Annotated in this window: 18 protein-coding genes and 1 pseudogene; 14 read left to right on the forward strand and 5 right to left on the reverse strand. The window is 69.7% G+C overall.

The window, feature by feature from the left end; translation table 11 throughout:
* Window positions 1-57: 57 nt before the first annotated feature.
* Window positions 58-447: a hypothetical protein gene (locus ID574_RS49725; protein ID WP_188196087.1), complete on the reverse strand. Its 390-nt coding sequence runs from the start codon at window positions 445-447 to the stop codon at window positions 58-60.
* Between the two features lie 125 nt (window positions 448-572).
* On the opposite strand from ID574_RS49725, the gene ID574_RS49730 reads away from it, so the two are divergent.
* Entirely contained in the window at window positions 573-1067 is a 495-nt protein-coding gene (locus tag ID574_RS49730) for an NAD(P)/FAD-dependent oxidoreductase (RefSeq protein WP_262496159.1), read from the forward strand.
* Here ID574_RS49730 and ID574_RS49735 read toward each other — a convergent pair.
* Window positions 986-1168 (reverse strand): annotated as a pseudogene (locus ID574_RS49735) (hypothetical protein); the annotation flags it as partial. The gene ID574_RS49730 and the pseudogene ID574_RS49735 sit on opposite strands and share 82 nt — an antisense overlap.
* Here ID574_RS49735 and ID574_RS49740 point away from each other — a divergent pair.
* The gene (locus ID574_RS49740) at window positions 1122-1400 is read left to right on the forward strand and encodes a hypothetical protein (RefSeq protein ID WP_188196147.1); all 279 of its coding nucleotides are present in this window, start codon (window positions 1122-1124) and stop codon (window positions 1398-1400) included. The pseudogene ID574_RS49735 and the gene ID574_RS49740 overlap by 47 nt on opposite strands.
* A 131-nt stretch (window positions 1401-1531) precedes the next feature.
* Here the strand turns inward: ID574_RS49740 and ID574_RS49745 are convergent, their stop codons facing one another.
* The gene (locus ID574_RS49745) at window positions 1532-1678 is read right to left on the reverse strand and encodes a hypothetical protein (RefSeq protein WP_188196089.1); all 147 of its coding nucleotides are present in this window, start codon (window positions 1676-1678) and stop codon (window positions 1532-1534) included.
* 475 nt (window positions 1679-2153) lie between these two features.
* On the opposite strand from ID574_RS49745, the gene ID574_RS49750 reads away from it, so the two are divergent.
* The 5 genes from ID574_RS49750 (at window position 2154) to ID574_RS49770 (ending at window position 9820) form a co-directional block, all read left to right on the forward strand.
* Entirely contained in the window at window positions 2154-3713 is a 1560-nt protein-coding gene (locus ID574_RS49750) for a serine/threonine protein kinase (protein ID WP_188196090.1), read from the forward strand.
* Between the two features lie 207 nt (window positions 3714-3920).
* On the forward strand, window positions 3921-6806 hold the full coding sequence (locus ID574_RS49755) for an AfsR/SARP family transcriptional regulator (RefSeq protein ID WP_188196091.1): 2886 nt from the start codon (window positions 3921-3923) through the stop codon (window positions 6804-6806).
* Window positions 6807-6853: 47 nt separating this feature from the next.
* Window positions 6854-8167, forward strand: coding sequence for an MFS transporter (locus ID574_RS49760; RefSeq protein ID WP_223167887.1), 1314 nt, complete (start codon window positions 6854-6856; stop codon window positions 8165-8167).
* Between the two features lie 55 nt (window positions 8168-8222).
* On the forward strand, window positions 8223-8915 hold the full coding sequence (locus ID574_RS49765) for an alpha/beta hydrolase (protein WP_188196092.1): 693 nt from the start codon (window positions 8223-8225) through the stop codon (window positions 8913-8915).
* Window positions 8912-9820 carry an alpha/beta hydrolase gene (locus tag ID574_RS49770; protein WP_188196093.1) on the forward strand — a complete coding sequence of 303 codons (909 nt, stop codon included), beginning with the start codon at window positions 8912-8914 and terminating at the stop codon, window positions 9818-9820. The genes ID574_RS49765 and ID574_RS49770 overlap by 4 nt, the downstream gene beginning before the upstream one ends.
* A 43-nt stretch (window positions 9821-9863) precedes the next feature.
* Here ID574_RS49770 and ID574_RS49775 read toward each other — a convergent pair whose 3' ends face one another.
* Both ID574_RS49775 and ID574_RS49780 read right to left on the reverse strand, forming a co-directional pair.
* Entirely contained in the window at window positions 9864-12377 is a 2514-nt protein-coding gene (locus ID574_RS49775) for a helix-turn-helix transcriptional regulator (RefSeq protein ID WP_188196094.1), read from the reverse strand.
* Window positions 12378-12465: 88 nt separating this feature from the next.
* Window positions 12466-13428 (reverse strand): AraC-like ligand-binding domain-containing protein, encoded by a 963-nt coding sequence (locus ID574_RS49780; protein ID WP_188196095.1) that lies wholly within the window; start codon window positions 13426-13428, stop codon window positions 12466-12468.
* Window positions 13429-13556: 128 nt separating this feature from the next.
* Here ID574_RS49780 and ID574_RS49785 point away from each other — a divergent pair, with 128 nt between their 5' ends.
* From ID574_RS49785 to ID574_RS49815, 7 genes are all read left to right on the forward strand, one after another.
* Window positions 13557-14396, forward strand: a complete 840-nt coding sequence (locus ID574_RS49785; protein WP_188196096.1) for an alpha/beta hydrolase — start codon at window positions 13557-13559, stop codon at window positions 14394-14396.
* A gap of 235 nt (window positions 14397-14631) precedes the next feature.
* A complete protein-coding gene (locus ID574_RS49790) occupies window positions 14632-15282 on the forward strand; it encodes an alpha/beta fold hydrolase (protein ID WP_223167888.1) in 651 nt (216 codons plus the stop codon).
* 47 nt (window positions 15283-15329) lie between these two features.
* Window positions 15330-17252 (forward strand): copper-translocating P-type ATPase, encoded by a 1923-nt coding sequence (locus ID574_RS49795; protein ID WP_188196097.1) that lies wholly within the window; start codon window positions 15330-15332, stop codon window positions 17250-17252.
* 666 nt (window positions 17253-17918) lie between these two features.
* Window positions 17919-18455, forward strand: a complete 537-nt coding sequence (locus tag ID574_RS49800; RefSeq protein WP_188196098.1) for a hypothetical protein — start codon at window positions 17919-17921, stop codon at window positions 18453-18455.
* A 417-nt stretch (window positions 18456-18872) separates the two neighbouring features.
* Complete coding sequence (locus ID574_RS49805) at window positions 18873-19334, forward strand: hypothetical protein (RefSeq protein WP_188196099.1); 462 nt, start codon at window positions 18873-18875, stop codon at window positions 19332-19334.
* A 391-nt stretch (window positions 19335-19725) separates the two neighbouring features.
* Complete coding sequence (locus ID574_RS49810) at window positions 19726-20127, forward strand: effector-associated constant component EACC1 (protein WP_188196100.1); 402 nt, start codon at window positions 19726-19728, stop codon at window positions 20125-20127.
* Window positions 20128-20145: 18 nt separating this feature from the next.
* Window positions 20146-24579: a WD40 repeat domain-containing protein gene (locus ID574_RS49815; RefSeq protein WP_188196101.1), complete on the forward strand. Its 4434-nt coding sequence runs from the start codon at window positions 20146-20148 to the stop codon at window positions 24577-24579.
* Window positions 24580-24635: the final 56 nt, after the last annotated feature.

Raw genomic sequence — 24635 nt, forward strand, 5'->3', positions numbered from 1 at the left:
GATGCAGCCTTCCGGAACGAGCTAGGAAGAACCTTGAGGCGATCTAGCACGGCGAGGTTAGGTCTTGGCGACGCGGAAGACAGAGAGCATGTCGCGTGACCGCGGGTCGGCCACGTCGTTGTACGGGTAGAACGCGGCCTCGACGCCGACCCAGCCTCGCCAGCCGCCGTTGTCATCGATGATCTGCAGGAGCGGGTAGACGTGCGAGTTGCCGCGGTAGCAGGGCGACCGGCTTGCGTTGATCCCACCACCAGGTACGGCTCCGTCGACCCCGAATCGATAAGTCCCGAGTCGTACCCAGTTGTCCCCCGACGAGCCCGCTTTGAGGAGGCCGAGCGACATCACGTAATTCGCCTTGCCACCGGGAAGCGCGGTCGCGGCCACCGGCTGGACGAGCACGGACACCGCCGCGAACAGGGCCACCGATAATGCGAGAAACCTCTTCACGGCGGCAGCGTACGAACAACCGGTATAACACGGGTACACCGAGTCCAGCCTCGCTGGGTAGGCTCCACGGCATGGCCTCGAATGATGTGATCCGTCTGCTGGTCATCGGTGCTGATGCGGCTGGGATGAGCGCGGCGCATCAGGCGATCCGCACGGCCCGGGTGGCCGGGGTCGAGTTGGCCGTGACGGCGTTGGAGGCGACGGGTGATACGTCGTATTCGGCGTGCGGCATTCCTTACTGGGTCGCCGGGGACGTGGCCAGCGGCGACGCTCTGGTGGCTCGCGGTGCCGAGGAGCATCGGGCAGCGGGGATCGATCTGCGGCTCGGTGCCACCGTGACCAGGGTCGATCCGGAGGCGCGCACCGTCACCTATGGGGAGCAGGTGCTGGGTTACGACGAGTTGGTGATCGCGACCGGGGCGTCGGCCGTGGTGCCCGACTGGGCCATCTCCAGCACCGGGCAGCGGTATGCCGGGGTGGCGCCGGTCAAGACGCTCGCCGACGGCGCTGCCTGGTTGGACATGCTGGCGGAAGGCGGCCGGGTGGTGGTCGCCGGTGGCTCGACCTGCGCTTTGTCCCGGGGCTTGCCGGCACGCGCCGGGTCGACCAACGTGCCGTAGTGCGCGGCCAGCTCCGCATAGGAGCGGTTCAGTTTCGAATCGTAGAGATCGGGTTTGTCCACCCCGGTCTTCAGGTTGTCGGACACCAGCCGCGCCGGGGACGACCTGAGCAGATCCGGCGCCGCCGTCGTGATCGACAGATCGAGCGGGACGGGGAAGACGGCGACCTCCGCCAAGCTGAGGCTGATCGTCGACACCGGCAGGATGGTGTTGCTGTCCCAGGACCAGACGGTCACGGTCAACGACAAGGCGTTGGCGCAGAAGTCCTACAGCAAGACGCTGGTCGAGGTCGGCTGGACCAATTCCCAGCCTGCCGTGCCGGCTCTGCCCTGAGGCGCCGCGACCGGCGTCGGTCCAACGCTCGGCGATCTCCTCGACCGAGGGGGCAGCCCGTGTCGTCATCGGCAGGGCAGACTTGTGATCGCCGCAATCTACTCAGATCACGCGCCCTCTCAGAACGCCGTTCAGCCGTTGATGTGTGCGCAGACGTCGAAGAACAGGGCCAGGTTGAGGATTTCATGAGCCGACACCGACGGCAGGACGTTCCGACGGCGATGGGCATCGGGGAAGCCGACCAGGCCGTTGCCGGCGTAGACGCTCCGGCCCGACACCCGCGCCTTCCCACCGCCGGGAGAACACGGCCTTCCTCGGGAGGTATGTGGCCTGCGCCCAACTGCCCAGATCCCGTTCAGCGGCCAGCGCCGACGCTGACGCAGTCGGCCCGGTCGCCGAAACCGCGCGCCGGTGGCTGTCCGGCGCACCGGACATCGATCTCGACGAGGCCGGGCAGGTGCTGCCCGACCGGATCTGGCGGTCCGTGCAACCGGATCTGCCGCCTCCCACCAGCGACGTCGCGCCGGCAGTGTCGCCGGGAGAGCCGAATCAGACCAGATAGCCTCCGCGATCTGGGGGGCGACCGCAACCGCGCCAGCGGGCCATGTCCGAACGTGAGGTCTCGTACGCGGGAATGAGCGCATTGCCTGCAGGTTGCAAGATCAGATTACTGGGACGAGCACCCTGACTCGTTTCTTAACTGGGCATGACGAGCTTGATACGATCTTCGCCCACTGACTGGCTGGAGGCTTGGTGGCCGAGGTGTTGGCCCTGTTGGCTGAGGACCCCAGGGCGATCGGTCCCTACCGTCTGGAGGGGCGGCTGGGGGTGGGCGGGCAGGGCACGGTCTACGCAGGGCGAGGCGGCGACGGCGGGCAAGTGGCGGTCAAGCTGCTGCACCCGCACCTGATGGCCGACCACCGGGGGCGGCAACGCTTCCTGCGCGAGGTGGAGACCGCCAAGCGGGTGGCGCCCTTCTGCACGGCCCAGGTGCTCGACTTCGGCTTCGACGGGAGCAGGCCGTACATCGTCAGCGAGTTCGTCGACGGACCGTCGCTGCAGACCGCCGTGGAGGACAACGGGACGCGCGGGGCGGCCGCTTTGCAGCGACTGGCGATCAACACCGCGACCGCCCTGGCCGCCATCCACGAGGCGGGGGTGGTGCACCGCGACTTCAAGCCCGGCAACGTGCTGCTCGGGCCCGACGGGCCGGTCGTCATAGACTTCGGCATCGCCCGGGCACTTGACCTCAGCCAGTCCGTCGTCAGCAGCCAGCCCATCGGCAGCCCCGCCTACATGGCGCCCGAGCAGATCGCCGGCGGCGACGTCGGGCCTGCGAGCGACCTGTTCGCCTGGGGCGCGACCATGGTCTACGCGGCCACCGGGCAGCGTGCCTTCGTCGGCGAATCGATCCCCGGCATCCTGCACGCGATCCTGCAGGGCAAGCCGGACCTCGGCGGGCTGGAGGGACCGCTGCGGGCGCTGCTGGAGGAGTGCCTGGCCAAGGACCCGGCCGAGCGACCCACCGCCGCCCAGGTGATCGAGCGCCTGCGCGCTCTTCCTTCCCCTGCTTGGCAGGGCGTTCCGATCGCCCGGCCGGGATGCCTCGCCGTCCCGGATGCGCCCGGAGTTCCGGCCGCCTCCGGTGCCCCGACCGCTCCAGGGGCGGCCGTCTCGGCCGGCCCTGCCGTACCAGCTCAGAAAACCGGCGGTCGGCGGCGCGGCCTGATCATGGGTACGACCAGCGCGGCGGCGATGCTCGCCACCGTGGTGACCGGCTACTTCGCCTTCGCGCCCAGCGCTTCCGGCAACCAAGCGGTGGGGGTGATCACGGTGGTGTCGTTACCAGTGGCTTCGCCTTCCACCAGCGTGCCTGAGACGCCGGCCGCGCATGGCACGCCCACTCCAGAGGCGATCAGGCAGGAGGCCGAGGCCATACCCAACACGAGCGTCATCCCCCAGGGCACGCCGAGCCAGACCCGCAAGCCGCCGCGCACCAAAACCCCGGTTGAGATCACCACAGGCACGCCCGACATGAAGCCGACCCGCAAGCCCACGACCAAGACCGCGCCGCCCCCGAGCGACGAGCCGGCCCCTCCTTCCCTAGGCACGGTCACCTTCGACGACGCCCACGACTACTGCAGGGCGCTGGGGCAGAATATGGCCGGCGGCAGCTGGGACAACCTGTGGTGCCTGGGCGGCGCGAAGATCACCGCAACGACGGTTTGCCAGTGGAAATACCAAGGCCGCAACGCGGTCGCCGAGCAGCCTCCGAACGCGTTCTCGCCCGAGGCGACCTGCCGGTTGTCATGAGGGCAACTGATAGCGGGGCATACGCCGTCGGCAACGGAGCGGCGTGCTGATCAACGCGAGCGGGGGGCGCCGGCGTGGTCGTCCATCGGGGTGCCGTGGGCATAGGCCGGGCGGCTGTCGGCTCGTGGCGCTGAGGCCGGCGCACCGTCGGGTGCTCATGCGGAAACACCGTTAGCGTTTCGGGCGTCGGGTCGCGATGATGGGCGAATGGCGAGCCAGGAAGTGCGGTTTGCGGTCTTCGGCGGCGTCCGGGTATGGCGGGCGGAGACGGAGCTGGCAGTGGGGCCGCCGCAGCAGCGGGCGCTGCTGGGCTTGCTGCTGGTGGCCGCGGGCCGCCCGGTCGGTGTGGCGGAGATCGTGGACACCCTGTGGGGTGAGGATCCGTCGCCGAGCGCGGTGAACCTGGTGCATCGCTATGTGGGCGCGTTACGGCGGGTGCTGGAGCCGGACCTGACGCTCCGTTCGAGCGGGCGCTGGCTGCTGCGGGTCGGGGAGGCGTACCGGATCGCGGCCGATGCCACCAGCCTGGATCTGCTGACGTTCCGTGATCTGGTGGCCAAGGCGCGGGCGGAGCAGTCGGCGCAGGCCGTGGAGTCGTGGGTGCGGGCCCTCGAGATCGCTGACGGCGTGGTGGCCGCCGGGGTCCCGGTGTTGCGTGAGCATCCCGCGGCTGTCGCGGTCGCGCGAGAGGTCGTGGACGCGGCGGTGGAGGCGGCTTCGGTCGCCTTGCGCCATGGTGCCGGTGCGCTCGCCGTACCGGCCTTGCAGCGGATAGCCGCCACTCACCCGCTCGATGAGCCGCTCCAGGCGGCGGCGATGCGGCTGCTGGCGGCGGTGGGCCGCCACGTGGAAGCGCTGGCCCTCTACACCGGTGTTCGTGAGCGGCTGGCGCGGCAATTGGGCATCCACCCCAGCCCGGTGCTGCAGGACGCCCATCACGACGTGCTGCGGGCCGAAACCGTCACCGCCGTCCCAGAGACGGAGCCGGTGCCGGCGTTGCCGAGGCCTGCGCAGGTGCCGGCCGCGACGGCCGTGTTCGCCGGCCGCGCAGCGGAGGTGGACACCGTGGCCGGCCACCTGGAGAGCGCCGAAGACCATGTCGCGATCATGGTGATCGGCGGCATGGGCGGCTCCGGGAAGACGACGCTGGCGATCCAATGCGCTCACCAGGTCGCCGACCGGTTCCCGGATGGCCAGCTGTATGTGAACCTGCGCGGCTTCGACCCTGACGGGCGGATCGTGGCGGCTCGCGACGCGCTCGGCGGGTTCCTGGAAGCACTCGGCGCCAGCCCGGCTCACCTGCCCGACGGTCTCGAGGAGCGGGCGGCGCGGTTCCGGAGCATGCTGGCCGGCCGCCGGATGCTGCTGGTCCTGGACAACGCTCGCGACACCGGGCAGGTCGAGCCGTTGCTGCCGGGCACACCGGGCTGCGGGGTGATCGTGACGAGCCGCAACCGGCTCACCGGGCTGACCGCCCGGCACGGCGCCCTCCCGGTCCGGCTCGGGCCGATGCCGGGCGAGCAGGCCCGCCAGCTGCTCGGGCGTCGCCTGGGCAGGGACCGGGTGGAGGAGGATGCCGAGGCGACCGGGCGGATCATCGAGCACTGCGCGGGCCTCCCGCTGGCACTGGCGCTCGTGGCCGCCCGGGCCGCGCACAATTCCTTCGATCTGGCGACCCTCGCCGAGCAGCTCGCCCGCACCACGTCGGCTCTGGACGCGTTCACCGTCGATGAGGACACCGTGGATCTGCGCGCGGTGTTCTCCTGGTCGTATCACACGTTGCCGGAAGCAGCGGCCACGTTGTTCCGGCAGCTCGCCGCACATCCGGGCCCCGACATCTCCCTCCCTGCCGCGATCAGCCTCACCGGACTCCCCGAGCGTGCGGCACGGCAGGCGCTGGCCGTCCTGTGCGCCGCCAACCTGCTGGAAGAACCCGTCCCCGGCCGGTACGCGTTGCACGACCTGTTACGCGCCTACGCTCAGGAGCTGTCCTCCGCCGCCGAGCAGCGGACCGCGCTGGAGCGGCTGGTCCAGCACTACACGCACTCGGTCCGCAACGCCTACCTGATCTACGGCCGTCCCCCGGTCGGCGAGCCGGCACCCCCCGGGCCGGGCATCATCGCCGAACGCCCTGCCGACGTCACCGCCGCCAACGACTGGTACCAGCACGAACGCGCGGTGCTGCACAACGTCGTCAAGGCCGCCGACAGCGCCCGGCTCGACGCCGCCGTCGTCCACCTCGTCCTCGACTGGCGGCCGATGAGCCAGGCCATGGACACCCTGGCGGACGCCGATCCCTACATCCGCCTCTGTCTGGAGGCCGCCCAGCGCGTCGGAGAGCTGCCCATGCTGGCCGAAGCCCACCGTGCTGTCGGCACCAGCGACTCCCTGCGCAATGACCACGACAGCGCCCAGCGACACCTGTCCCGGGCGCTTGAGCTCTTTCAGGAAATCGGCGACACGGTCGGTGAAGCCCACTCCCTTCGCAACCTCTCCCAGTCGCACAACTACCAGGACGACCTGGAAACCGCGATTGAGATCGGGCGTCGCGCGGTCGAGGCCGCCCGCCGTTCGGGTGACCGGCCCACTCTGGTGGTCTGCCTCGCCGACCTCGCCACCTTGCTGGACCACCTGCTCCTGTTCGAGGAGACCCTCGCTGTCGTCGCCGAGGCTCAGCAGATCGCGCAAGAGGCACAGATCGCCTACGCGGTCCCGTGGCTGCTGGCGTGCGCCGGACAGGCCCACCTGGCCCTCGGCCACGCCAAGCCGGCGGCGGATCACCTGCGCCAAGCCGTGGACCTCGTCACCGCTCAGCAGAATCTGGCCTTCAAGGTCCCCTTTCTGGCTTTGTACGGCGACGCGGTCTGGGACACCGGTGAGCACGACACGGCCCGCGAGATCTGGGCACAGTACTGGAGCCTGTCGGAGACCGGCGAGGCCGAGCAGGGGTTGGCAGGCACGCACTTCAGCGACACCATGCGCGAACGGGACGCCGCCAGACACCGGTTGGCCGCGCTCGACCCCGTTCCCGAGCCACCGCCGACGATGCGGGAAGTGATGCTGGCGCTCTCCCACGCCCGACGCCGACGCTGATCGGGCCGGTCACTCGATGGTCACTGGCCGTCCTTAGCGTGAAGGCCGTGACCGCCGTACCTACGAGGGTTATGACCGCCAAGCGTCTTACCAAGGTCGCCGTGATCGGCAGCGTGATCGAGTTCTACGACTTCACGCTCTTCGGCCTCGCGGCCGCGCTGACTTTCACCACCCACTTCTTCCCCGCGGACAGCCCTGTCGCCGGGACGCTGGGGGCCTTGGCGACCTTCGCCGTCGGGTTCGTCGCCCGGCCTGTCGGCGGGTTCGTGCTGAGCCATTACGGCGACCGGGTCGGCCGCAGGCGCATGTTGGTCATCACGTTGCTGCTGATGGGCTGCTCGACCGCGGCCATCGGCCTGCTGCCCACCTATGAGTCGGTGGGTCTGCTGGCTCCGGCGCTGCTCGTTCTGCTCCGGGTCGTGCAGGGATTCGGGGCCGGGGCGGAATACGTCGGCGCGCTGGTGCTGGTGGCCGAGTCGAGCGACTCCCCGAGGCGAGGACTGTGGGCCGCGCTGCCGGGGGCGGGCATCTACGCCGGCGCCCTGCTGGCCACGCTGGTGTTCACCGCCGCTTCGGCGCTGCCGGGGTTCGAGAGCTGGGGGTGGCGGGTGCCGTTCCTGCTCGGCCTCGTCGGCGCCGGGGTCGGCCTGTATCTCAGGCTCGGCACGGCGGAGTCCGCGGTGTTCGAGCAGCAGCGGGCGAGGGGCGTCGCCCGCTTCCCGATGCTGGAGGTCATCAGGAGGCAGCCGAAGAACCTGCTGATCGCCTTCGCGGCCAACGCGCCCGTGGGCCCCATCAGCTACATCATCCAGATTTTCGTGCTCTCGTACGTGACCAGGAACCTCGGCCTGCCGGCCATGGTCGGCCTGGTCGCGAACGTGGTCGCCACGGCTGTGGCGGTCGTCGCCGCACCGGTGGCCGGGATGCTGACGGACCGCGTCGGCAGGCGCCCTGTCTGGCTCGGCGGCGCGGCCTTCATGGCGATCTTCGCGTTTCCCCTGTTCTGGCTGATCGAGACCCGGGTGCCGATCCTGGTGATCCTCGCCGTCACGCTCGGGCAGGGCGTCGGTGTCGCCTGCATCCTCGGCGCCCAGGCGTCGCTGTACACCGAACTGTTCCACACGCGCCATCGCTACAGCGGCATCGTCATCGCGCGGGAGTGGACGGCGGCGCTGACCAGCGGGCCCGCACCCCTGGTCGCCACCGCCCTGCTCGCCGCGGCCGGCGGGGCGACCTGGCCGATCGCGCTGCTCCTGATGGGCTGCGCGGCCGTCTCCTTCGTGGCGATCCTCTTCGCGCCCGAGACCCGCCGGACCAGCCTGATCGAACCCGTGGAGGAGCCCGAGCTCATCTCCCGGTGACCAGTTGGTACGTTCACCCGATGCCCTCCGCCGCGCTCCGGGGTTGGCTTGATTCATGCACCAGCCCAGGATCGTCCTCGTTCACGGCGCGTTCACCGACCCCTCGTCGTGGGCGGGCGTGATCGAGGACCTGCACGCCGACGGGCTGGGGGCCGAAGCCGTGGCCAACCCCCTGCGCGGGCTGGCCATCGACGCGGCCCATGTCACCGGCGCGATCAGGCGGATCACTGATCCGGTCGTCCTCGTCGGGCACTGTTACGGCGGCGCGGTGATCACCAATGTCGCGACCGACAACGTCGTCGCGCTCGTCTACGTCGCCGGCTTCGGCCTCGACTGGAACGAGAGCGTCGTCCACGTCTACCGGCGTTTCGCCCCCACGCTCATCGCGGATGCGATCGTCGGCCGTTCCGACGCCGAGCTCGCCGTACGTTGCGATCGCTTTCGCGACGTGCTGGCGGGCGACCTGCCGGCCCGGCGCACCGCCGTCCTGGCGGCCGCTCAGCGCCCCATCGCCCGATCCGCGCTGACGGCCGGATCCGCCGCGCCGGCCTGGGCCAAGCTGCCCAGCTGGTACGTGATCGCCACGAGCGACCGCGCCCTGAACGCGCATGCCCAGCGTTTCATGGCGCAACGCATGGCAGCCCACGAGCTGCATCTGAATGGCTCCCACCTGATCCACATATCCCAGCCCCGTGCCGTTGCCGGAATGATCCGTGCCGCGGCCGGCCGACAGGAGAAAACATCATGAACAAGCCGGTTCTTGAAGCAGCCGCGCAGGCGTTCGCCGACGCGACCGCCAACCCGCCCTACCTGTACGAGCTGCCGCCCGACGAGGGCCGCAAGGCGGTCGACGAGGCCCAGTCGCCGGAGATCGACGTCCCGGGCACGACCCGCGAGACCGTCGGGAACCTCACCCTGTTCCGCCCGCAGGACGCCGAGGGCCCGCTGCCGGTGATCCTCTACATCCACGGCGCGGGCTGGGTCTTCGGCAACGACCACACCCATGGCCGCCTGGCCCGCGAGCTGGCGCTGGGCGCGCGGGCGGCTGTGGTGTTCGTCAACTACAGCCTCTCCCCCGAGGCCCGCTACCCGGTGGCCAACCAGCAGAACCGCGCCGCCCTGGAATGGGTGCTGGAGCAGGGCGCCACCTTCGGCCTCGACCCGTCGCGGATCGCGGTGGCCGGCGACTCGGTCGGCGGCAACATGGCCGCCGCGCTCACCCTGGTCGCCCGCGAGCACTTCAAGGGCCAGGTGCTGTTCTACCCGGTCACCGACGCGAACTTCGACACCGGCTCCTACCACGAGTTCGCCGAAGGCTACTTCCTGCGCCGTGACGGCATGCAGTGGTTCTGGGACCAGTACACCACCAGCGAGGCCGAGCGGAACGAGCCCACCGCCTCCCCGCTGCGCGCCCCGCTGGACCAGCTCGAGGGCCTGCCCCCGGCGCTGGTCATCACCGCCGAGGCCGACGTCCTGCGCGACGAGGGCGAAGCCTACGCGAACAGGCTGCGCGAGGCGGGCGTGCCGGTGACAGCGGTCCGCTACCAGGGCATCATCCACGACTTCGTGATGCTCAACGCCCTGCGCGGCACCCACGCCGCCGAAGCCGCCATCAACCAGGCCAGTGCCTTCCTGGCCACCGTGCTCAAGTAGGGGCCCGAGCACGTCCGCGTGAGGCCTGACCGGCCTCACGCGGTCACTCGGACCGGCTCAGCACCACCAGGGTGAGCTGGACGCGAGTCTTCACGTCCAGCTTGCGGAAGATCGAACCGAGGTGGGTGTTGATCGTGTGCGGGGACACCACCAGGTGCTCGGCGGCCGACTGGTTCGAGTGACCCGCCGCGATGAGGCCGGCCACCTTCCGCTCCGTGGCGGTGAGCGCCTCCCACCCCTGGACAGGCTGCTGCCTGTCCTGGACCGGCATGGTCGAGGCGGCCTCGCCGTACGCTCCCAGCTCGGTGAAGACCTCCCGCGCGCGCTTCAGATGCGGGGCGGCACGGCGGGATTCGCCACGGGCGAGCAGGGCCCACCCGAGATCACGGGCGATCGCGGCGCGCACGAGCGGGCGCGGGCTTTTCGTCGCGAGGGTGTGCGCCTCGGCCAGCCGTTCCAGGTCGTTGTGCGCCAGCCCGGCGCAGTGGGCCGCGATCGCCTGCGTCGACGGGACACCGGGGTTGCGGCCGGCCAGCTCCTCGGCCTGCGACGCGAGATCCGAGGCCAGGGCCGGGGCGCCGCCTCTCATCGCGAGCCGTACTGCGCGGGGTAGCGTCGTGCGCAGCAGCGGCTGGCGTGAAACGGGCGCATCCAGCCCTTTGAGGATCTCGACGCCGCGGGTGTGGTCGCCCCGCAGATCGGCGATCATCGCCTCCATGAAGGTGATCGCGGGATCCGCCTCAGGGGTCAGGTGGGTGGCGGCGAGGTCGGGCTTTCCACGCAGGCAGGCGATCCAGGCGAGTGTCACGCGCGCGTCCACCTGATGGCTTTGCGCCAGCCGTACCAGGGAGAGCAGGCTCTCTTCCGCCTGGTTCAGGTTTCCCAGGCCCAGGTGGTGTCCGGCCTGAGCCCACGACAACGCGGCCTGGCGCGACGACTCCGAGTTCTGGGCCAGTGTCAGCAGTTTCTCGCTCGCCGCGAAGTCATCCATGTACTGATATGTCAGTATTTTCTCGGCGGTGTAGTCGGGCTCGAGCGCGCCGAGCGCGGTGAAGTGCGCGAGAGCGGCGCGGACGTCACCGGCGTTGAGCTCGGTCTCGCCGAGCGCCAGCAGGCTCGTCACATGCGCGTCACGGTCGCGGGTCTCGATGGATCCCGCCAGGGCTTCACGCGCCGGGCCCAGCTCGGCTTCACACGACAGCGCGAGAGCCCGCAGGGCGACCAGCCGCGCGTGCGTGCCCGAGTCGCACGCACCGAGCGCCGCCTCCACCCTGCGCCGCAGCTCCGCGACCAGACCCAGGTCCCAGAGGGGACGGCCGAGGGCGGCCTGCACCCTGCCGAACGTCGCCAGCGGCGGCCGGCTCCGCAGCAGGGAGTCGCCGACCTCCACGGCCATCTGGTTGCGCCCGGCGGCGGTGAGGCAGGCGATCGCCTGCTCGCCCGCCTCGTACCGCAGCGGCGAAGCCACCTCGGCCAGGCTCAGCGCGTGGACGGCGAGGGCGGCGGAGGTCGCCGGCATGACGGGCAGCGCGTCCCTCGCCGCCCGCAGCAGCAGAGAGATCGCCTCCTCGTCACCGGGAAGGGCGCCGAGCTGGAGATGCGCCGCGGCCTGGACCGCGCCTCGTCCCATGGCGACCAGGTGCGTCGCGGCAGTGCGGTGAAGCGCGTTGCGTACCGAAGGCAGGATGCCGGCGTAGACGGCCTGCCTGATGAGATCGTGGCGGAATGCCAGGTTCATCCCGTGGTCGGTGACCAGGCCGCTGCCGACTGCCTCCTCCAGATCGGTGAGCAGTCCCATCTGCGGGGTGTCCAGCAGCGCCGCGGCCGCGGCCAGCGTGAAGTCGGGCCCCAGCACGGCGCCTGCCTGAAGGAGGCGGAGCGTCGAGGTGGGCAGGGCGCTCAGCCTGCCGCGGAGCCCGCGTTGCTCGCCGAGGAGCTCCTTGGCCAGGAAGGGGTTGCCGCCCGCGCTCTCGATCAGCTCTCTGACGTGCGCGTCCGGCGGATGCCCGAGCGTTTCGTGCGCCAGGCGGTCCATGGCCTCGCTCGGCAACGGCCCCAAGGCGATCTGGTCGACCTCCACCCGGTCGGCCAGCCGGGCGAACTCCTCGAGAGTGCCGTTCCTGCCGGTGAGCAGCCACAGGACGGGGGATGTCCGGAGGCGGACGGGAAGATGGGTGAGGGCGAAGCGGCTCAGCGGGTCGGCCCACTGGGCGTCGTCGAGCGCCACCATCACGGGCCCACGGGCTTCGATGACGCGTGCCAGCTCTTCCACCAGCCAGATCCGGTGGTCCCGGTCGGTGGACAGGTGATGGACGTGCTCGCCGTACGGCAGGCAGGTCATCAGGGAGGCCAGCGGCGCCATCTGGTCGAGCTCATTGGCCTTCCCGCTCGCGACGGACAAGCCCATGCCCTCGCCGCGCCGGATCAGCTCGTTCAGGAGCGTGGTCTTGCCGATGCCGGGCTCTCCGGTGACCAACACGACGTGGCCGGTGTCCCGGACCGCGGACAGAATCCGGCTCAGTCGCTCCAGCTCGGCTTCGCGTCCGTGCAGAATCATGCTTTCAGCTTGGCGAGCGCGCCGACCTGGTGACAGTGCGAGCGGCCGGTCCCGCACTCAGGGAGAACGATCCTGCGTCTGCAGGAAATCAGGCGCTGCGCCCGAGGCGGCGCCACTCCCCCGGCGTCACGCCGTACGCCTCTCGGAAACGCCGGTTGAAGTGGCTCACCCGCGCGAAACCCCAGCGCCGGGCGATGGCGCCGATCGTCAGATGGTCCGAGCTCCGGCTCGCCAGCGCGGCGCGTGCCCCCTCCAGCCGCTGGGTGATGATCCATTGCTCCAGGCTCAGCCCGCCCCGGCTGAGCACGGTGTACAGCTGGCGCAGTGAGACGGCGTGCTCCCGGGCGATGCGCTCGGGAGTGAGCTCGGGATCGGTCAGATTGGCGCTGATGTAGGCCTTGATCCGCGTCAGGAGGGTTTCGTCCATGACCGACCTGGTGGCGCCGGACCTCTCGTCGTTCAGCGCCGACACCATGAGGGCACGCATCAGTTCGACCGTCGCGTGGGCCACCGCGGGTGCCCCGGGGTCGGCGGCCATGCGATCGGGGTCGATCCACAACCCGCGCAGGTGCTGCAGGACCAGGTCGTACATCGGGCTGGCGCGCAGCCGGAAGGCGGCCCGCTGGACCTCGTCCACCGACATCCCGAGCCGGTCGGCATCGACGACGATCGCCCGGGAGACGCCGGATCCGGACCAGCCGAGCATCCTCGGCGTCAGCTGGTGGAAGACGGTGATGTCCTCCGCGCCGAGCCTCAGCCGCTCACCCGCGACCTCGCTCCTGCCCACGCCGCTGTCCTGCAACGAGATCGAGATCCCCGGGCGGCTGCTCTGCAGGCGGACGTGCCGTTCCGTGCGGTGGACCTCGAATCCGGTGCTGCGGACCGTGAACATGCTGAGGGTGCCGATCTTGCTGAGCTCCAGCTGCGCGCGGACGCCGGACGCCGGCCTCTCATAGACGATGTCATTGGGGCTGAGACCGTCGGTCAGCGCGTGGTGAAAAGCATCCAGCCGGTCCGCGACGGGCAGCGTGTCCGTGTCGAAGATCAGCACAGTTCGCATTGTAGTTTTGCGTGCCTCCGCCTTCTATGTAGGGATTGGTACTTTCAACCGATGCCGGATCTGCGCCGCGCGTGTGCGATGTCGTCGTGTCCACCGCGTCGAGCCAGAAGGGCGGCACCATGTCCGCAGAGCATGACCTCCAGCAGATCGAGCAGGCCAATGCCACCGGCCGCGTCCCCGTCGTCTTCATCCACGGCCTATGGCTGCTGCCGAGCAGCTGGGACCGCTGGGCCCGGGTCTTCGCCGAAGCCGGTGTGGTGCCGGTCACCCCCGGCTGGCCCGACGACCCGGAGACGGTGGCGGAGGCCAACGCCAACCCCGAGGTCTTCGCGCACAAGACGGTCGGCCAGGTCGCCGACTACTTCGCCGGCTTGATCGACAAGCTGGAGCGCAAGCCCGCGATCGTCGGTCACTCCTTCGGCGGGCTGCTCACACAGATCCTGGCCGGCCGCGGCCTGGCCTGCGCCTCGGTGGCGATCGACCCCGCCCCGATCCAGGGCGTGCTGCCGCTGCCGTTCTCCTCGCTGCGCGCGGCGGCGCCGGTGCTGTCGAACCCGGCCAACATCCACCGCGCGGTTCCGCTGACCTACGACCAGTTCCGCTTCGCCTTCGCCAACGCCGTCAGTGAGGAGGAGGCGCGGCAGCTGTACGAGACCTTCGCCGTCCCGGCGCCCGGCGCGCCGCTGTTCCAGGCGGCGGTGGCCAACTTCAACCCGTGGAGCGAGACCAAGGTCGACAGCACCGGCGAGAGCCGCGGCCCGCTGCTGATCATCTCCGGCGAGAAGGACAACACGGTGCCGTGGAAGATCGCCAATGCCACGTACAAAATCCAGAACCGCAACGAGCACGCCGTCACCGAGATCGTGGAAATGCCCGGCCGTGGCCATTCACTGACCATCGACAATGGGTGGCGCGAGGTCTGCGACACCGCGCTCGCCTTCATTCAGAGGTTCGTGTGATTCGGCGGCGGTCATTGGGCTTGTCCCGGTCCTGTGGCCCGGCGTCACGGTCGGCGCGCTCGTCCTCCTGTTCGCCGTGTCCGCCTTCCTCTCGCGCCGTCGCCGACTTCGCCAGGGCCTTCAGCGAGCTCCGTCTTCCAGCCTGAAATGCGCCCACCGAAACGGTGGGCGCCTTTCCGCCGTTGGTACGTTCGCGCAATGCCGCTTCTCCGCTGAAAAGCGTGTCATAGAGGCCATGACCCTAGAGAAAGGCAACGAAATGATGCGCAGAGGTCTCCTGGCCGCGATCCTCTTCGTTCTGGGTCTTACCGCTGTGGCAGTCCCCTCCTCGGCGAACGCGGAGGGCGCGAAGCCGACCGTCGTCCTGGTCCACGGCGTCTTCGCCGACTCCTCGGGCTGGAACCCCACCATCGCCGCGCTGCAGGCGGCCGGCTTCCCGGTGATCGCCGCCGCCAACCCGCTGCGTGACCTGGAAGGAGACGCGGCCTACGTCTCCAGCATCGTCGACACCATCCCCGGCCCGGTGATCATGGTCGGTCACTCGTACGGCGGCGCCGTCATCACCGACGCCGCCAACGGCCACGACAACGTCAAGGCCCTGGTCTACGTCGCCGCCCTCGCCCCCGACCAGGGGGAGAGCCCGCTGCAGCTGTCCACCCAGTTCGGCCTGTCCGGGCACAGCGGCGCACCCGCCTGGAAGGCCATCCCGTCCTGGTACGTGATCCCCACCGCCGACAAGGTGATCCCGCCCGCCGCCCAGCGCTTCATGGCCGAGCGCGCCGGCAGCAAGGTACGCGAGGCCGAAGGCGCCTCGCACGCGGTGATGATCTCCCGTCCCGACACGGTGGTCCGCCAGATCCTGTCGGCCTACTACGCCACCCGCTGAGTCAGGCCCGCCCCATCACCCTCGACCCGCCTCTCTAGGAGCCCTCCGTGCACGATCACCACAATCCGGCCGTCTTCCGCCGCCGGTTCTGGCTGTCCCTGCTGCTGTCGGTGCCCCTCGTGGCGTTGAGTCTCGGCCTGCCCGGCCCGTGGCCGGCCGGGCCGGTCCTGGGCAGCGTGGCCTACTTCTACGGAGGCTGGCCGTTCCTCATCGGAGCCTTCCACGAGATCCACCGTCGCCGCCCCGGCATGATGCTGCTCATCGCGATGGCCATCACCGTCGCCTACGTCGCCTCGCTGGCCACCACCTTCGGCTGGTTCGACCTGGACTTCTGGTGGGAGCTGGCCACGCTGGTCACCGTGATGCTGCTGGGTCACTGGCAGGAGACCAAGGCGATCGGCCAGGCCCAGGGTGCCCTGTCGGCGCTGGCCGCGCTGCTGCCCGACGAGGCCGAACTCGCCGACGGCCGCCGCGTCCCGACCGCGGACCTGCGAGTGGAGGACATGGTCCTGGTACGGCCGGGCGGCCGCATCCCGGCCGACGGCATCATCGTCGAGGGTGGCGCCGAGCTCGACGAATCCATGATCACCGGCGAGTCGACGCCGGTGGCGCGGACAGCGGGTGACCGGGTGGTCGCGGGGTCCGTGGCCACCGACTCGGCGCTGCGGATCCGGGTGGAGGCGGTCGGCTCGGACACCGCGTTGGCCGGGGTGCAGCGGCTGGTCGCGCAGGCGCAGGAGGCCAAGGGCCGCGCCCAGGTGCTCGCCGACCGCTTCGCCGGGGCCCTCTTCTACGTCGCGACGGTCACCGCGGTCCTGACCTTCACCGTCTGGTCGCTGATCGGCGAGCCGCAGGAAGCGGTGGTCCGCACGGTCACCGTGCTGGTCATCGCCTGCCCGCACGCTCTCGGCCTGGCCATCCCGCTGGTCGTCGCACTGTCCACCGCGGTCGCCGCCAAGGCGGGCATCCTCGTCAAGGACCGCCTGGCCCTGGAACGCATGCGCACCGTCAGCGCCGTGCTGTTCGACAAGACCGGCACCCTCACCAAGGGGGCACACGCCGTCACCGACGTGGTCACCGCCGACGGCTTCTCTCCGCAGCAGGCGCTCGGCGTGGCCGCCGGTGTGGAAAGCGTCAGCGAACATCCCCTCGCCCGGGCCATCGTCGCCACCGCCGACCGGCCGTCCCCCGCGCGGGACTTCGAGACGCTGGCCGGACGCGGGGTTCGCGCCATCGTGGACGGCGTGCCGTACGCGGTCGGCGGCCCGGCGCTGCTGCGCGAGACCGGCGCGACGGTCCCCGGCCCACTGGCCGTCGAGGCGGACGGCGCGGCCGTCCTCCACCTGGTGGAGCTGGAGCCGGCACCGCACGCGGTCGCCGCCTTCCTACTGAACGACGAGATCCGGCCCGAAGCCCGCGAGGCGGTGGCGGGCCTGCGTGCCGAGGGCGTGCCCACCATCGTCATGATCACCGGGGACGCCTGGCCCGTCGCCGAGAAGGTCGCCGCCGAGCTCGGCATCGACGAGGTGTTCGCCGAGGTCCTTCCGGCGGACAAGGACCAGGCGGTGGCCAAGCTGCAGGCCAGGGGGCTGCGGGTGGCCATGGTCGGTGACGGTGTGAACGACGCCCCCGCACTGGCCCGAGCCGACGTGGGACTGGCGATCGGCGCCGGCACCGACGTGGCGATCGAGTCGGCGGGCGTCGTGCTCGCGTCGTCCGACCCGCGCGCCGTCGTCTCAGTGGTACGGCTGTCGCGGGCCTCCTACCGCAAGATGATCCAGAACCTGACCTGGGCCGCCGGATACAACCTGATCACCCTGCCGCTCGCCGCCGGCGTGCTGGCCTGGGCGGGAGTGGCGCTGAGCCCGGCGGTGGGCGCGCTGCTGATGTCAGCCTCGACCATCGTCGTGGCCCTCAACGCCCAAACGCTCAGACGCCTCAGGCTGTCCCCCGCTGCACAATCTCACTGACGCCGGCCCGGGCCCCCGCGTGCCGCCTGTCGCTGTTCAGGAGCCTACCCATGCGATCCCACATCCGGTCACCGTCAAAGAGGACATCTTGGCTTCATCATTCGCGCCGTCGGCGGCACGGGCGCGACCATCATTCGGACACTGGCGCAGGTCCTTGGCCTGGATCGGGAGGAGAGGCGAACTCGGACCGAGGCGGCCAGGGTTGGCGTCGACACTCGGCAGCCACACCGCCGGGCGTGTGTCGACCACCGGGGAGATGATGAGCTCCAGGAGAGGAGCGACTTGATCCTGCTGCTCGAATGGTCGCGCGAGGCCGTCGCTATTTCACGACGCCACGCCTGCGACTAGGCCAAACTCGTACACCACTCTCGCGGACGCAACCCTGCGCCTTTGGCATGACGCTCATAGACCTGAGCTATGCGTCGCGCTGGTCGACTGGCTCGCGACAAGTTCTTCCTGTCACTCAACAGCGGATCTCAAGGATCATCCTCCTCGGGGTGGTCCGCCTGCGGGATGCGCGCACTGAGGGGTCGTCAGGCGGGTCGCTGTTGGCCACGCCGCCGCAGTGTGGAAGATCCCATCTTGGCCATAATCGGACGGCTTGGGCGGGTCCCTATCAGTAAGGGGTTGTGCGATCGTGGGTGGTAACTGCTGGATGGGGTTGTCATGGAGATGATCGACTTCCCTTACGCGGACCCGCGTGAGGGCCTGACTCGACGGCTCAGCTTTGGTGAGCGGGACATCGCTGTGATTTATGTCGATTTAGATGTAATCACTGTTAACTGGACAACCAGCCTGACGGTCACAGGCTTCGTGGGTACGACGGACGAACTAGTGCTCGCCCATGAACACGATCCAGTGCTGCTGGTGATGCATGATGGATCAACACTCGACGAGGTCACCAGTGGCCTAATTGGGGCTATTGAAGAGGATCCGGCTGGGTTCGAGGCCAGATGCAGCCTCCTCCGCTTTGATCTTTCTCCTACACGCAGTATCGCTTGGCAGGATCTTCCCAGCGAAGACCTCACCATCGCCGGTATTGGCACCACACCGTCCTGCGTTGTCTCCGGGGGAATGGCTGATCAGATCGGCTGGCTGCTGGACGCAACGGCTAGTAGCGGCGTCAACCGTGCCGCAACGCTCGACCAGGTGCGTTCCTTGGCACGCCGCTTCGACGGGGTTGACTTTACCTCGGGCAGCTAGCAGGGGGAGGACTCCCATGGTGGTTCATGCGGTCAATATACCGAGTGGATTGCGCATCAAGAGTGGGATAGTCACCAAAGGTCTCTTCAAGAGCGTCAGCCCCACTAACCAGGCACGGCACCTAGTTGAAGTTTCCAACCGAAGCCTGCTTCCCTACACGATCTCTATCCATGGGGAATGCGAAACGCCTTACGTCCGCTACGGTGACGACGCCAGGCGCGACAAAACTTGGGACCCAGCCCAGTTCATCATCGCTCCTCGCCCTGGGCATGGTGGTTGCACGCGGCGTGATGCAAGCGAGAAGCTGACTAGCTTGGGTAAGTCCGAGAACGAGAGCATCCGGACTGACCTCAGCTATGTCCCTGTCACCTGGTCCAGAGGTGGATCGGAGTCGGTGTACGTGCAGGTCGTGACCAAATGACCGAGATGCTTGGGGCGGTTTTCCCCCTGGGCGTCGCAATCGTTCTCTACCTGCTGACTCCGCTCAGCACAGCTAAGATTCAGAAAGTACTTGCTGGGCAAATCGCTGAGGATGCCGCAAGGTACGGCGTAACGACTCAAACAGCCATCCCTCCGCATCTCTCTCCCCAAATGATTAAAGATTATGTCGAGTATGCGGCGGACACCGTTCAGATCATTCCCGCTAGCCTTCTGCCGGTGATCGGTGCTGTCTTCGCGGTAACAACGAGGGTAGCGGAGGAGGTTGCACTGATCATTCTGGTCTCAACCGTCGTGTTGGCGGTGGCACTCGATTCGTGGATGCTGACACGCTCGGCACCGGACTACGCATCACGCAAGAGATGGGGTTATTCGCTCGTGAACCTCATCGGGATCATCGCGAACATAGTAGGTATTGTCTTAATATTCTGGTACGGCTGAGAGCTTAGTATTTACGTTGACTGCGCCCTCCATGATCAACGGTAGCCCGGCACTTCCCCTACGCGTGGACGGCGAGATCGACGGCGTCCTGGCGGTTTGTGTCGAGGACGCCCGCATCACCGGCCTCTACTACGTGCGCAACTCGGAGAAGTTGACCCGAGTTGAATCCCGAGACCCCGCTCACCCTGGGATGAATACCGGTGGTGGCGCTGCGCAAGTGGGGGATCGCGACGTGTCCGAGCTGGGGAGACGCGCGTCTTCAGGTGGCGCCTGTTGGCCGCCGCCGGCCGAACTGGGCAGGACAAGTCGTCGAGCCCTTTACAGGGCACGCTGACAGTGGTTCTTTTTCGGTGACCGGCATGCGGCGCGACCGTTTGAGGAAGGGCCGAACGTGGACATTGTCATGACGGTGCGGGGCGAGGAGCTCTATTCCCTGCGCAAGGAGTTCGACGACGAGATCGAGCTGGCGGGCGTCGTACGCGAGCACACGGTGTCCCCTCCTCCCGGTGCCCTGAGCGGCGGCGTGGTGGACGCGCTGATCGTGGCGCTGGCTCCGGGTGGCGCGGCCAGCGTCGCCGCCGCCGTCGTGATCACTTGGATCCGTAACAGGCGCCGGTCCGTGGAGATCACCTTGCGCCGCCCAGACCGCTCCGAGCTGCGCTTTCGCGCCGAGACTGTACGGGCGGTCGACGGCGAGCGGGTCCAGGAGATCACCACCGCGTTGGCCAAATGGCTGGAGGGACAGGACACGCCTGTGCCTCAGGTCGAACGCGATGGCGAGGAACCCCGGTGAGCGGACGGTCGTGACGGCGTGCTTCACCGAGCACAGGTCCTGCTCATCGGGACGGCCACGCATGTTCCCCGCTCGCGGCTGCGCGACGAGCCCGCGGTGGCGAGCACCGTCCAGGATCTCGGGCGGGTGTTGGTCGAGCGGTGCGGCGTACCCGGCAACGCGCTGACCATCTGTGCGGACCCGCCCTCGCCCCGCGACTTCGGTGACGCCCTGCAAGGGGTCACCGAACGGGCGGCCGATGATGACGTTCTCCTGGTCTGCTACGCGGGCCATGGCCTGACCAACGCCGAAGGGCAGCTCTACCTTGCCACGCGCGAGAGCGGCGGCGACGGCCGGGTGGAGCACACGGCGTGGCCGTACGCGATCCTGCGGCGCTATGTCCTCGACAGCAGGGCGCGGACCAAGGTCGTGATCCTCGATTGTTGCTTCTCGGGCAAGGCGATCGGCGCGCTCGGCACGGACGAGATCGGCAACGCCGCCGAGATCGCCGGCACGTACGTGCTCACCTCGGCGGAACGCAACGAATACGCTCTCGTCCTGCCCGGAGAGCGGCACACGGCGTTTCTCGGCGCACTGATCGAGCTGATCGAGCGCGGCGACCCGGAGGGCGAGCAGCACCTCACCGTCGAGGCGGTGTTCCGGCACCTGAGCCGCGTCCTCCCGACGAAAGGCTGCCCGCGCCCGGTGGGCCGCTGGCAGGGTCTGGCCGGCGGCCTGGTCCTCGCCCCGAACCGGGCCTGGCGTTCGCGCGGCACGCGCGACCTCGCACGCCCGCGGGCCCGCGAACCCGGGCAGGATGTGTGCCCTTACCCCGGGCTGGAGGCATTCTCCGCCGCCGACTCGGCGTTCTTCTTCGGGCGGGAGAAGCTGACGGGCGAGCTGGTCGGAGAACTCGCCAGGCGGTACGACGACCCGTGCTCGCTGCTCGTCATGGGCTCGTCGGGCTCTGGCAAGTCCTCCGTTCTCCGTGCGGGGCTGATCCCCGCGGTCGGCCGGGGCGATCTCGCGATCGCGGGCTCGTCCGGCTGGCCGGTGGTGGCGTTCACCCCCACCGCGCATCCCGTGGCGGCGCTCGCGGCCGCCGTCGCGCCGCTCGTGGACGCCGGTCAGGCGGACGAACTGGCACGGCGGCCGGAGGCCTTGGCAGAGGCGCTGCGTGCCGCGCTGGGTCGCGGGCGGGCCGTGCTGTTGGTGGACCAGTTCGAGGAGGTGTTCACGCAGTGCGCGGACGAGGCCGAGCGCAGGGCGTTCCTCAGCGGCCTGCATGCGGCCTGGAGCGGGCTCGGCGGGGAACCGGTGGCGCTGGTCGTCATCGGGGTCCGTGCGGATTTCTTCGGCCGCTGCGCGGAATATCCGGAGCTGGCCCAGACCGTGTCACGGCACACGGTCGTCGTCGGCTCCATGGCGGCCGGCGAGGTGAGGGACGCGATCGTGCGCCCCGCGGCGCGCGCCGGGCTTACGCTGGAGCCTGGGCTGGCCGAGCTACTGCTGACGGACCTGGGGGTACGCGAGCGCGACGAGCTGTCATACGAGGCGGGCCGCCTTCCGCTGCTCGCGCACGCTCTGCGCACGACGTGGCGGCTGCGCGAGGACGGCATGCTCACCGTGGACGCCTACCGCCGGATCGGCGGCATTTACCGGGCGCTCGCGGCCACGGCCGATCGGGCTCTCGACCGTCTGGACGAGCGCGGCCGGGAGGCGGCCCGCCACCTGCTGCTGCGCCTGGTGCACGTGGGCGACGGGTCCGACGACACTCGCGCCAGAGTCGCCCGCGACCGGCTCGTGGACCGGGCGCCCGATCCCGGAATGGCGCGGGTGGCGCTGGACGCGCTACTGGCGGACGACGCCCGGCTGGTCACGGTGGACGGCGACACCGTGCAGATCACCCATGAGGCGCTGCTGCACTCCTGGCCCCGGCTGCGTTCCTGGATCGACGCCGACCGAGCAGACCTGCGCGTGCGGCAGCGCCTGTCGGACGAGGCGGCGGCGTGGGAGCGGGGCGGGCGCAGGCCCGGCGACCTGGCCAAGGGGACGTCGCTGGCCATCGTCCGCGACTGGTCGGGCGAGCCCGGGCGGCTGGCCATGCTCGACGGCCTGACCAGGGCCTTCGCCGAGTTCTCTGTCCGCAGGGCCAGGCGGCGCAGGAATGCGGTGATCGCCGGGTTTCTGGCGCTGTCGCTGCTGCTCACGTTCACCGCAGTCCAGTGGCGTACCGCGAACGAGCAGCGGGAAGTGGCAGAGGACAGGAATCGGGTGGCGACCGCCCGGCGGCTGGTCGCGGAGGCCGACGTCCGCAGGGACAGTGATCCCGCCACCGCGCTCAGGATGAACCTCGCCGCCTACGACCTCGCCCCACGCACCGGAGCCGTACGCGACGAGGCGACCGGCGCGCTGACCGCCGTCGTGCTGGACAGCGGGCTGCCCGCGCCGGTCGCGGCCCATCAGGGCCCGGTGACCGCGGTGGCGTTCGACCCGGCGGGCGGCCTGATGGCGACGGGAGGCGAGGACTCGGCGGTTCATCTGTGGGACGTCCGCGATCCGCCGGTGCCCCGGCGAATCGCAACCCTGCACGGGCACCGCGGCAAGGTGGCCTCGCTGAGCTTCGGCCCCCGCGGATCGATCTTGGCCGTCACGGACACGAGCGGACAGCTCCTCATCTGGGACGCCCGGCATGCGCGGCAGATGGCGACGCTGCCCGTGCGCGGGGCGGTCACGTCGGTGGCCTTCGGCCGGTATACCCCGATCCTCGCGACCGGTGGCGCGAACGGGCGGGCCACGCTCTGGGATCTGCGCGACCCGGCGCGGCCGCACCGCGTGGCCGGGCTCGGCGGCCGCGGCGAGCCCATTTCCGCGGTGACGATCTCCCCCGACGACGACCTCCTGGTGACCGCCGCTCCGGATGCGGGGGTCAGGCTCTGGGATCTGTCCGAGCCGGGACGCCCGCGTGCCACTGTCACCATCAGGGACAGGAATGTCATGCCGTTGACCGTGGCGTTCGCCCCGGACGGCACACGGCTGGCGATCGCCGGCCGCAACCTGCATCCCCTGGGCACGCCGCCCTTCGGGCTCTGGGATGTCACCAACACGGACAAACCTCGTCTCATCGGCGGGCTGGGAATGCGTGCCGACGACATCTCGCAGGTGGCCTTCAGCCCTACAGGGAAGAGGCTGCTCACGTACGAGACCCGTTACAAGACGGTTGTGGTATGGGATGGCGCGGGCGTCCAGCAGACCTCGCTCACGTTTCCCACCGACGTCATGGGCCTCGGCTTCGACCCAGAGGGGCGGCTGCTCGCCGCCGGCGGCGCTGACGGGCGGATACGCCTCCTGGTCCTGACCTCCCCCGCCGCCCCGCGCCCGCGCGGGTTCATCCCCAATTTCGAGCAGGAATTCGCGCAGAGCCCGGACGGCTCAGTGCTGGCCACGACTGCCGGCCTGGAACTATACCTGTGGGACCCGCGCCAGGCCCCTCGCAGGCTCACCACGCTGCACATGGACCAGCACACGGCATGGCTCGCGTTCAGCGGGGACGGCTCCACCCTGGCCGTGGTGTCGTACGCCGAGGAAAACAACCTCACGCTGTGGGACGTACGCGATCCCACCACCCCGCGACGCGTGGGAGCACTGCCGGTCCGGGCACAACCCATGCAGTCGTCCGCGACCTTCCACCCACGTGCGAGCATCCTGGCCGTGACCGAGGACAGGGGTCCGGTAGCGCTCTGGGACGTACGGGAGGCCGCACGCCCCCGACGGCTCGCCGCACTGCCCGGCTCCGGCGGCGAACCTGCATTCGACGCGGACGGCACGCTGCTGGCCACATCCGACACCGGCCGGTCGCCGTTCCTCTGGGACGTGTCCCGTCCCTCCGCCCCGCGCGGGATCGACCTGCCTGGCATGGTTGCGCCAGGAACTCTGGCGTTCGGCGGTCGCGGCGGCCGACGGCTGCTCGCGGTGAGCCAGCCCGGGAACGCGGTGGCGCTGTGGAGCCTGGGGGACCTTCGCCGCCCGTCCCTCGCCACCCTCCTGACCAGCTCATACCCGGTGAACGCGCTGACCTTCAACCCGCGGGGGGACGTCCTGGTCGTGGGGACCGAGGCTATCTGGCGTCAGCGGACACGCTTCGGCGCGCCACCCGCCGACGATGATCGCTGGGGACGCGCCGAATCGGCGCTGTTCTACGTGGTCACGGCACCGTCGGCGCCGCGCCGCATCCCCGCCATGGGAGGACCGCAGGACCTGTACCCGCCGCACCTCTTCACACCGGACGGGCGAGGGCTGATCGCCGTGTCCAGCGGTCGCCACCTGGCCTTGTGGGACGTCAGGGCGCTCGACGACATGGTGACCAATCCGCTCGAACGCGGCTGCGTGCTGGCCGGACACGGATTGAGGGCCAGCGAATGGGAGCAGTATGCCCCCGGCGTCGCCTACGAGCCAGGCTGTGCGGGCTCATAGGCGGTGATCTATCGGACCCAGCAGGCACTGTGAAAGAACTGCACCGCAATCGCCTT

Source organism: Nonomuraea sp. SYSU D8015, from assembly GCF_008065375.1.
GTDB lineage: Bacteria > Actinomycetota > Actinomycetes > Streptosporangiales > Streptosporangiaceae > Nonomuraea.

Excerpts from the sequence above, each read along its gene's own strand:
- ID574_RS49800 (WP_188196098.1), top strand. The coding sequence starts at position 17,919 with ATGGAGATGATCGACTTCCCTTACGCGGACCCGCGTGAGGGCCTGACT.
- ID574_RS49730 (WP_262496159.1), top strand. The coding sequence starts at position 573 with ATGAGCGCGGCGCATCAGGCGATCCGCACGGCCCGGGTGGCCGGGGTC.
- ID574_RS49775 (WP_188196094.1), bottom strand. The coding sequence starts at position 12,377 with ATGATTCTGCACGGACGCGAAGCCGAGCTGGAGCGACTGAGCCGGATT.
- ID574_RS49770 (WP_188196093.1), top strand. The coding sequence starts at position 8,912 with ATGAACAAGCCGGTTCTTGAAGCAGCCGCGCAGGCGTTCGCCGACGCG.
- ID574_RS49755 (WP_188196091.1), top strand. The coding sequence starts at position 3,921 with ATGGCGAGCCAGGAAGTGCGGTTTGCGGTCTTCGGCGGCGTCCGGGTA.
- ID574_RS49765 (WP_188196092.1), top strand. The coding sequence starts at position 8,223 with ATGCACCAGCCCAGGATCGTCCTCGTTCACGGCGCGTTCACCGACCCC.
- ID574_RS49805 (WP_188196099.1), top strand. The coding sequence starts at position 18,873 with ATGACCGAGATGCTTGGGGCGGTTTTCCCCCTGGGCGTCGCAATCGTT.
- ID574_RS49790 (WP_223167888.1), top strand. The coding sequence starts at position 14,632 with ATGACCCTAGAGAAAGGCAACGAAATGATGCGCAGAGGTCTCCTGGCC.
- ID574_RS49785 (WP_188196096.1), top strand. The coding sequence starts at position 13,557 with ATGTCCGCAGAGCATGACCTCCAGCAGATCGAGCAGGCCAATGCCACC.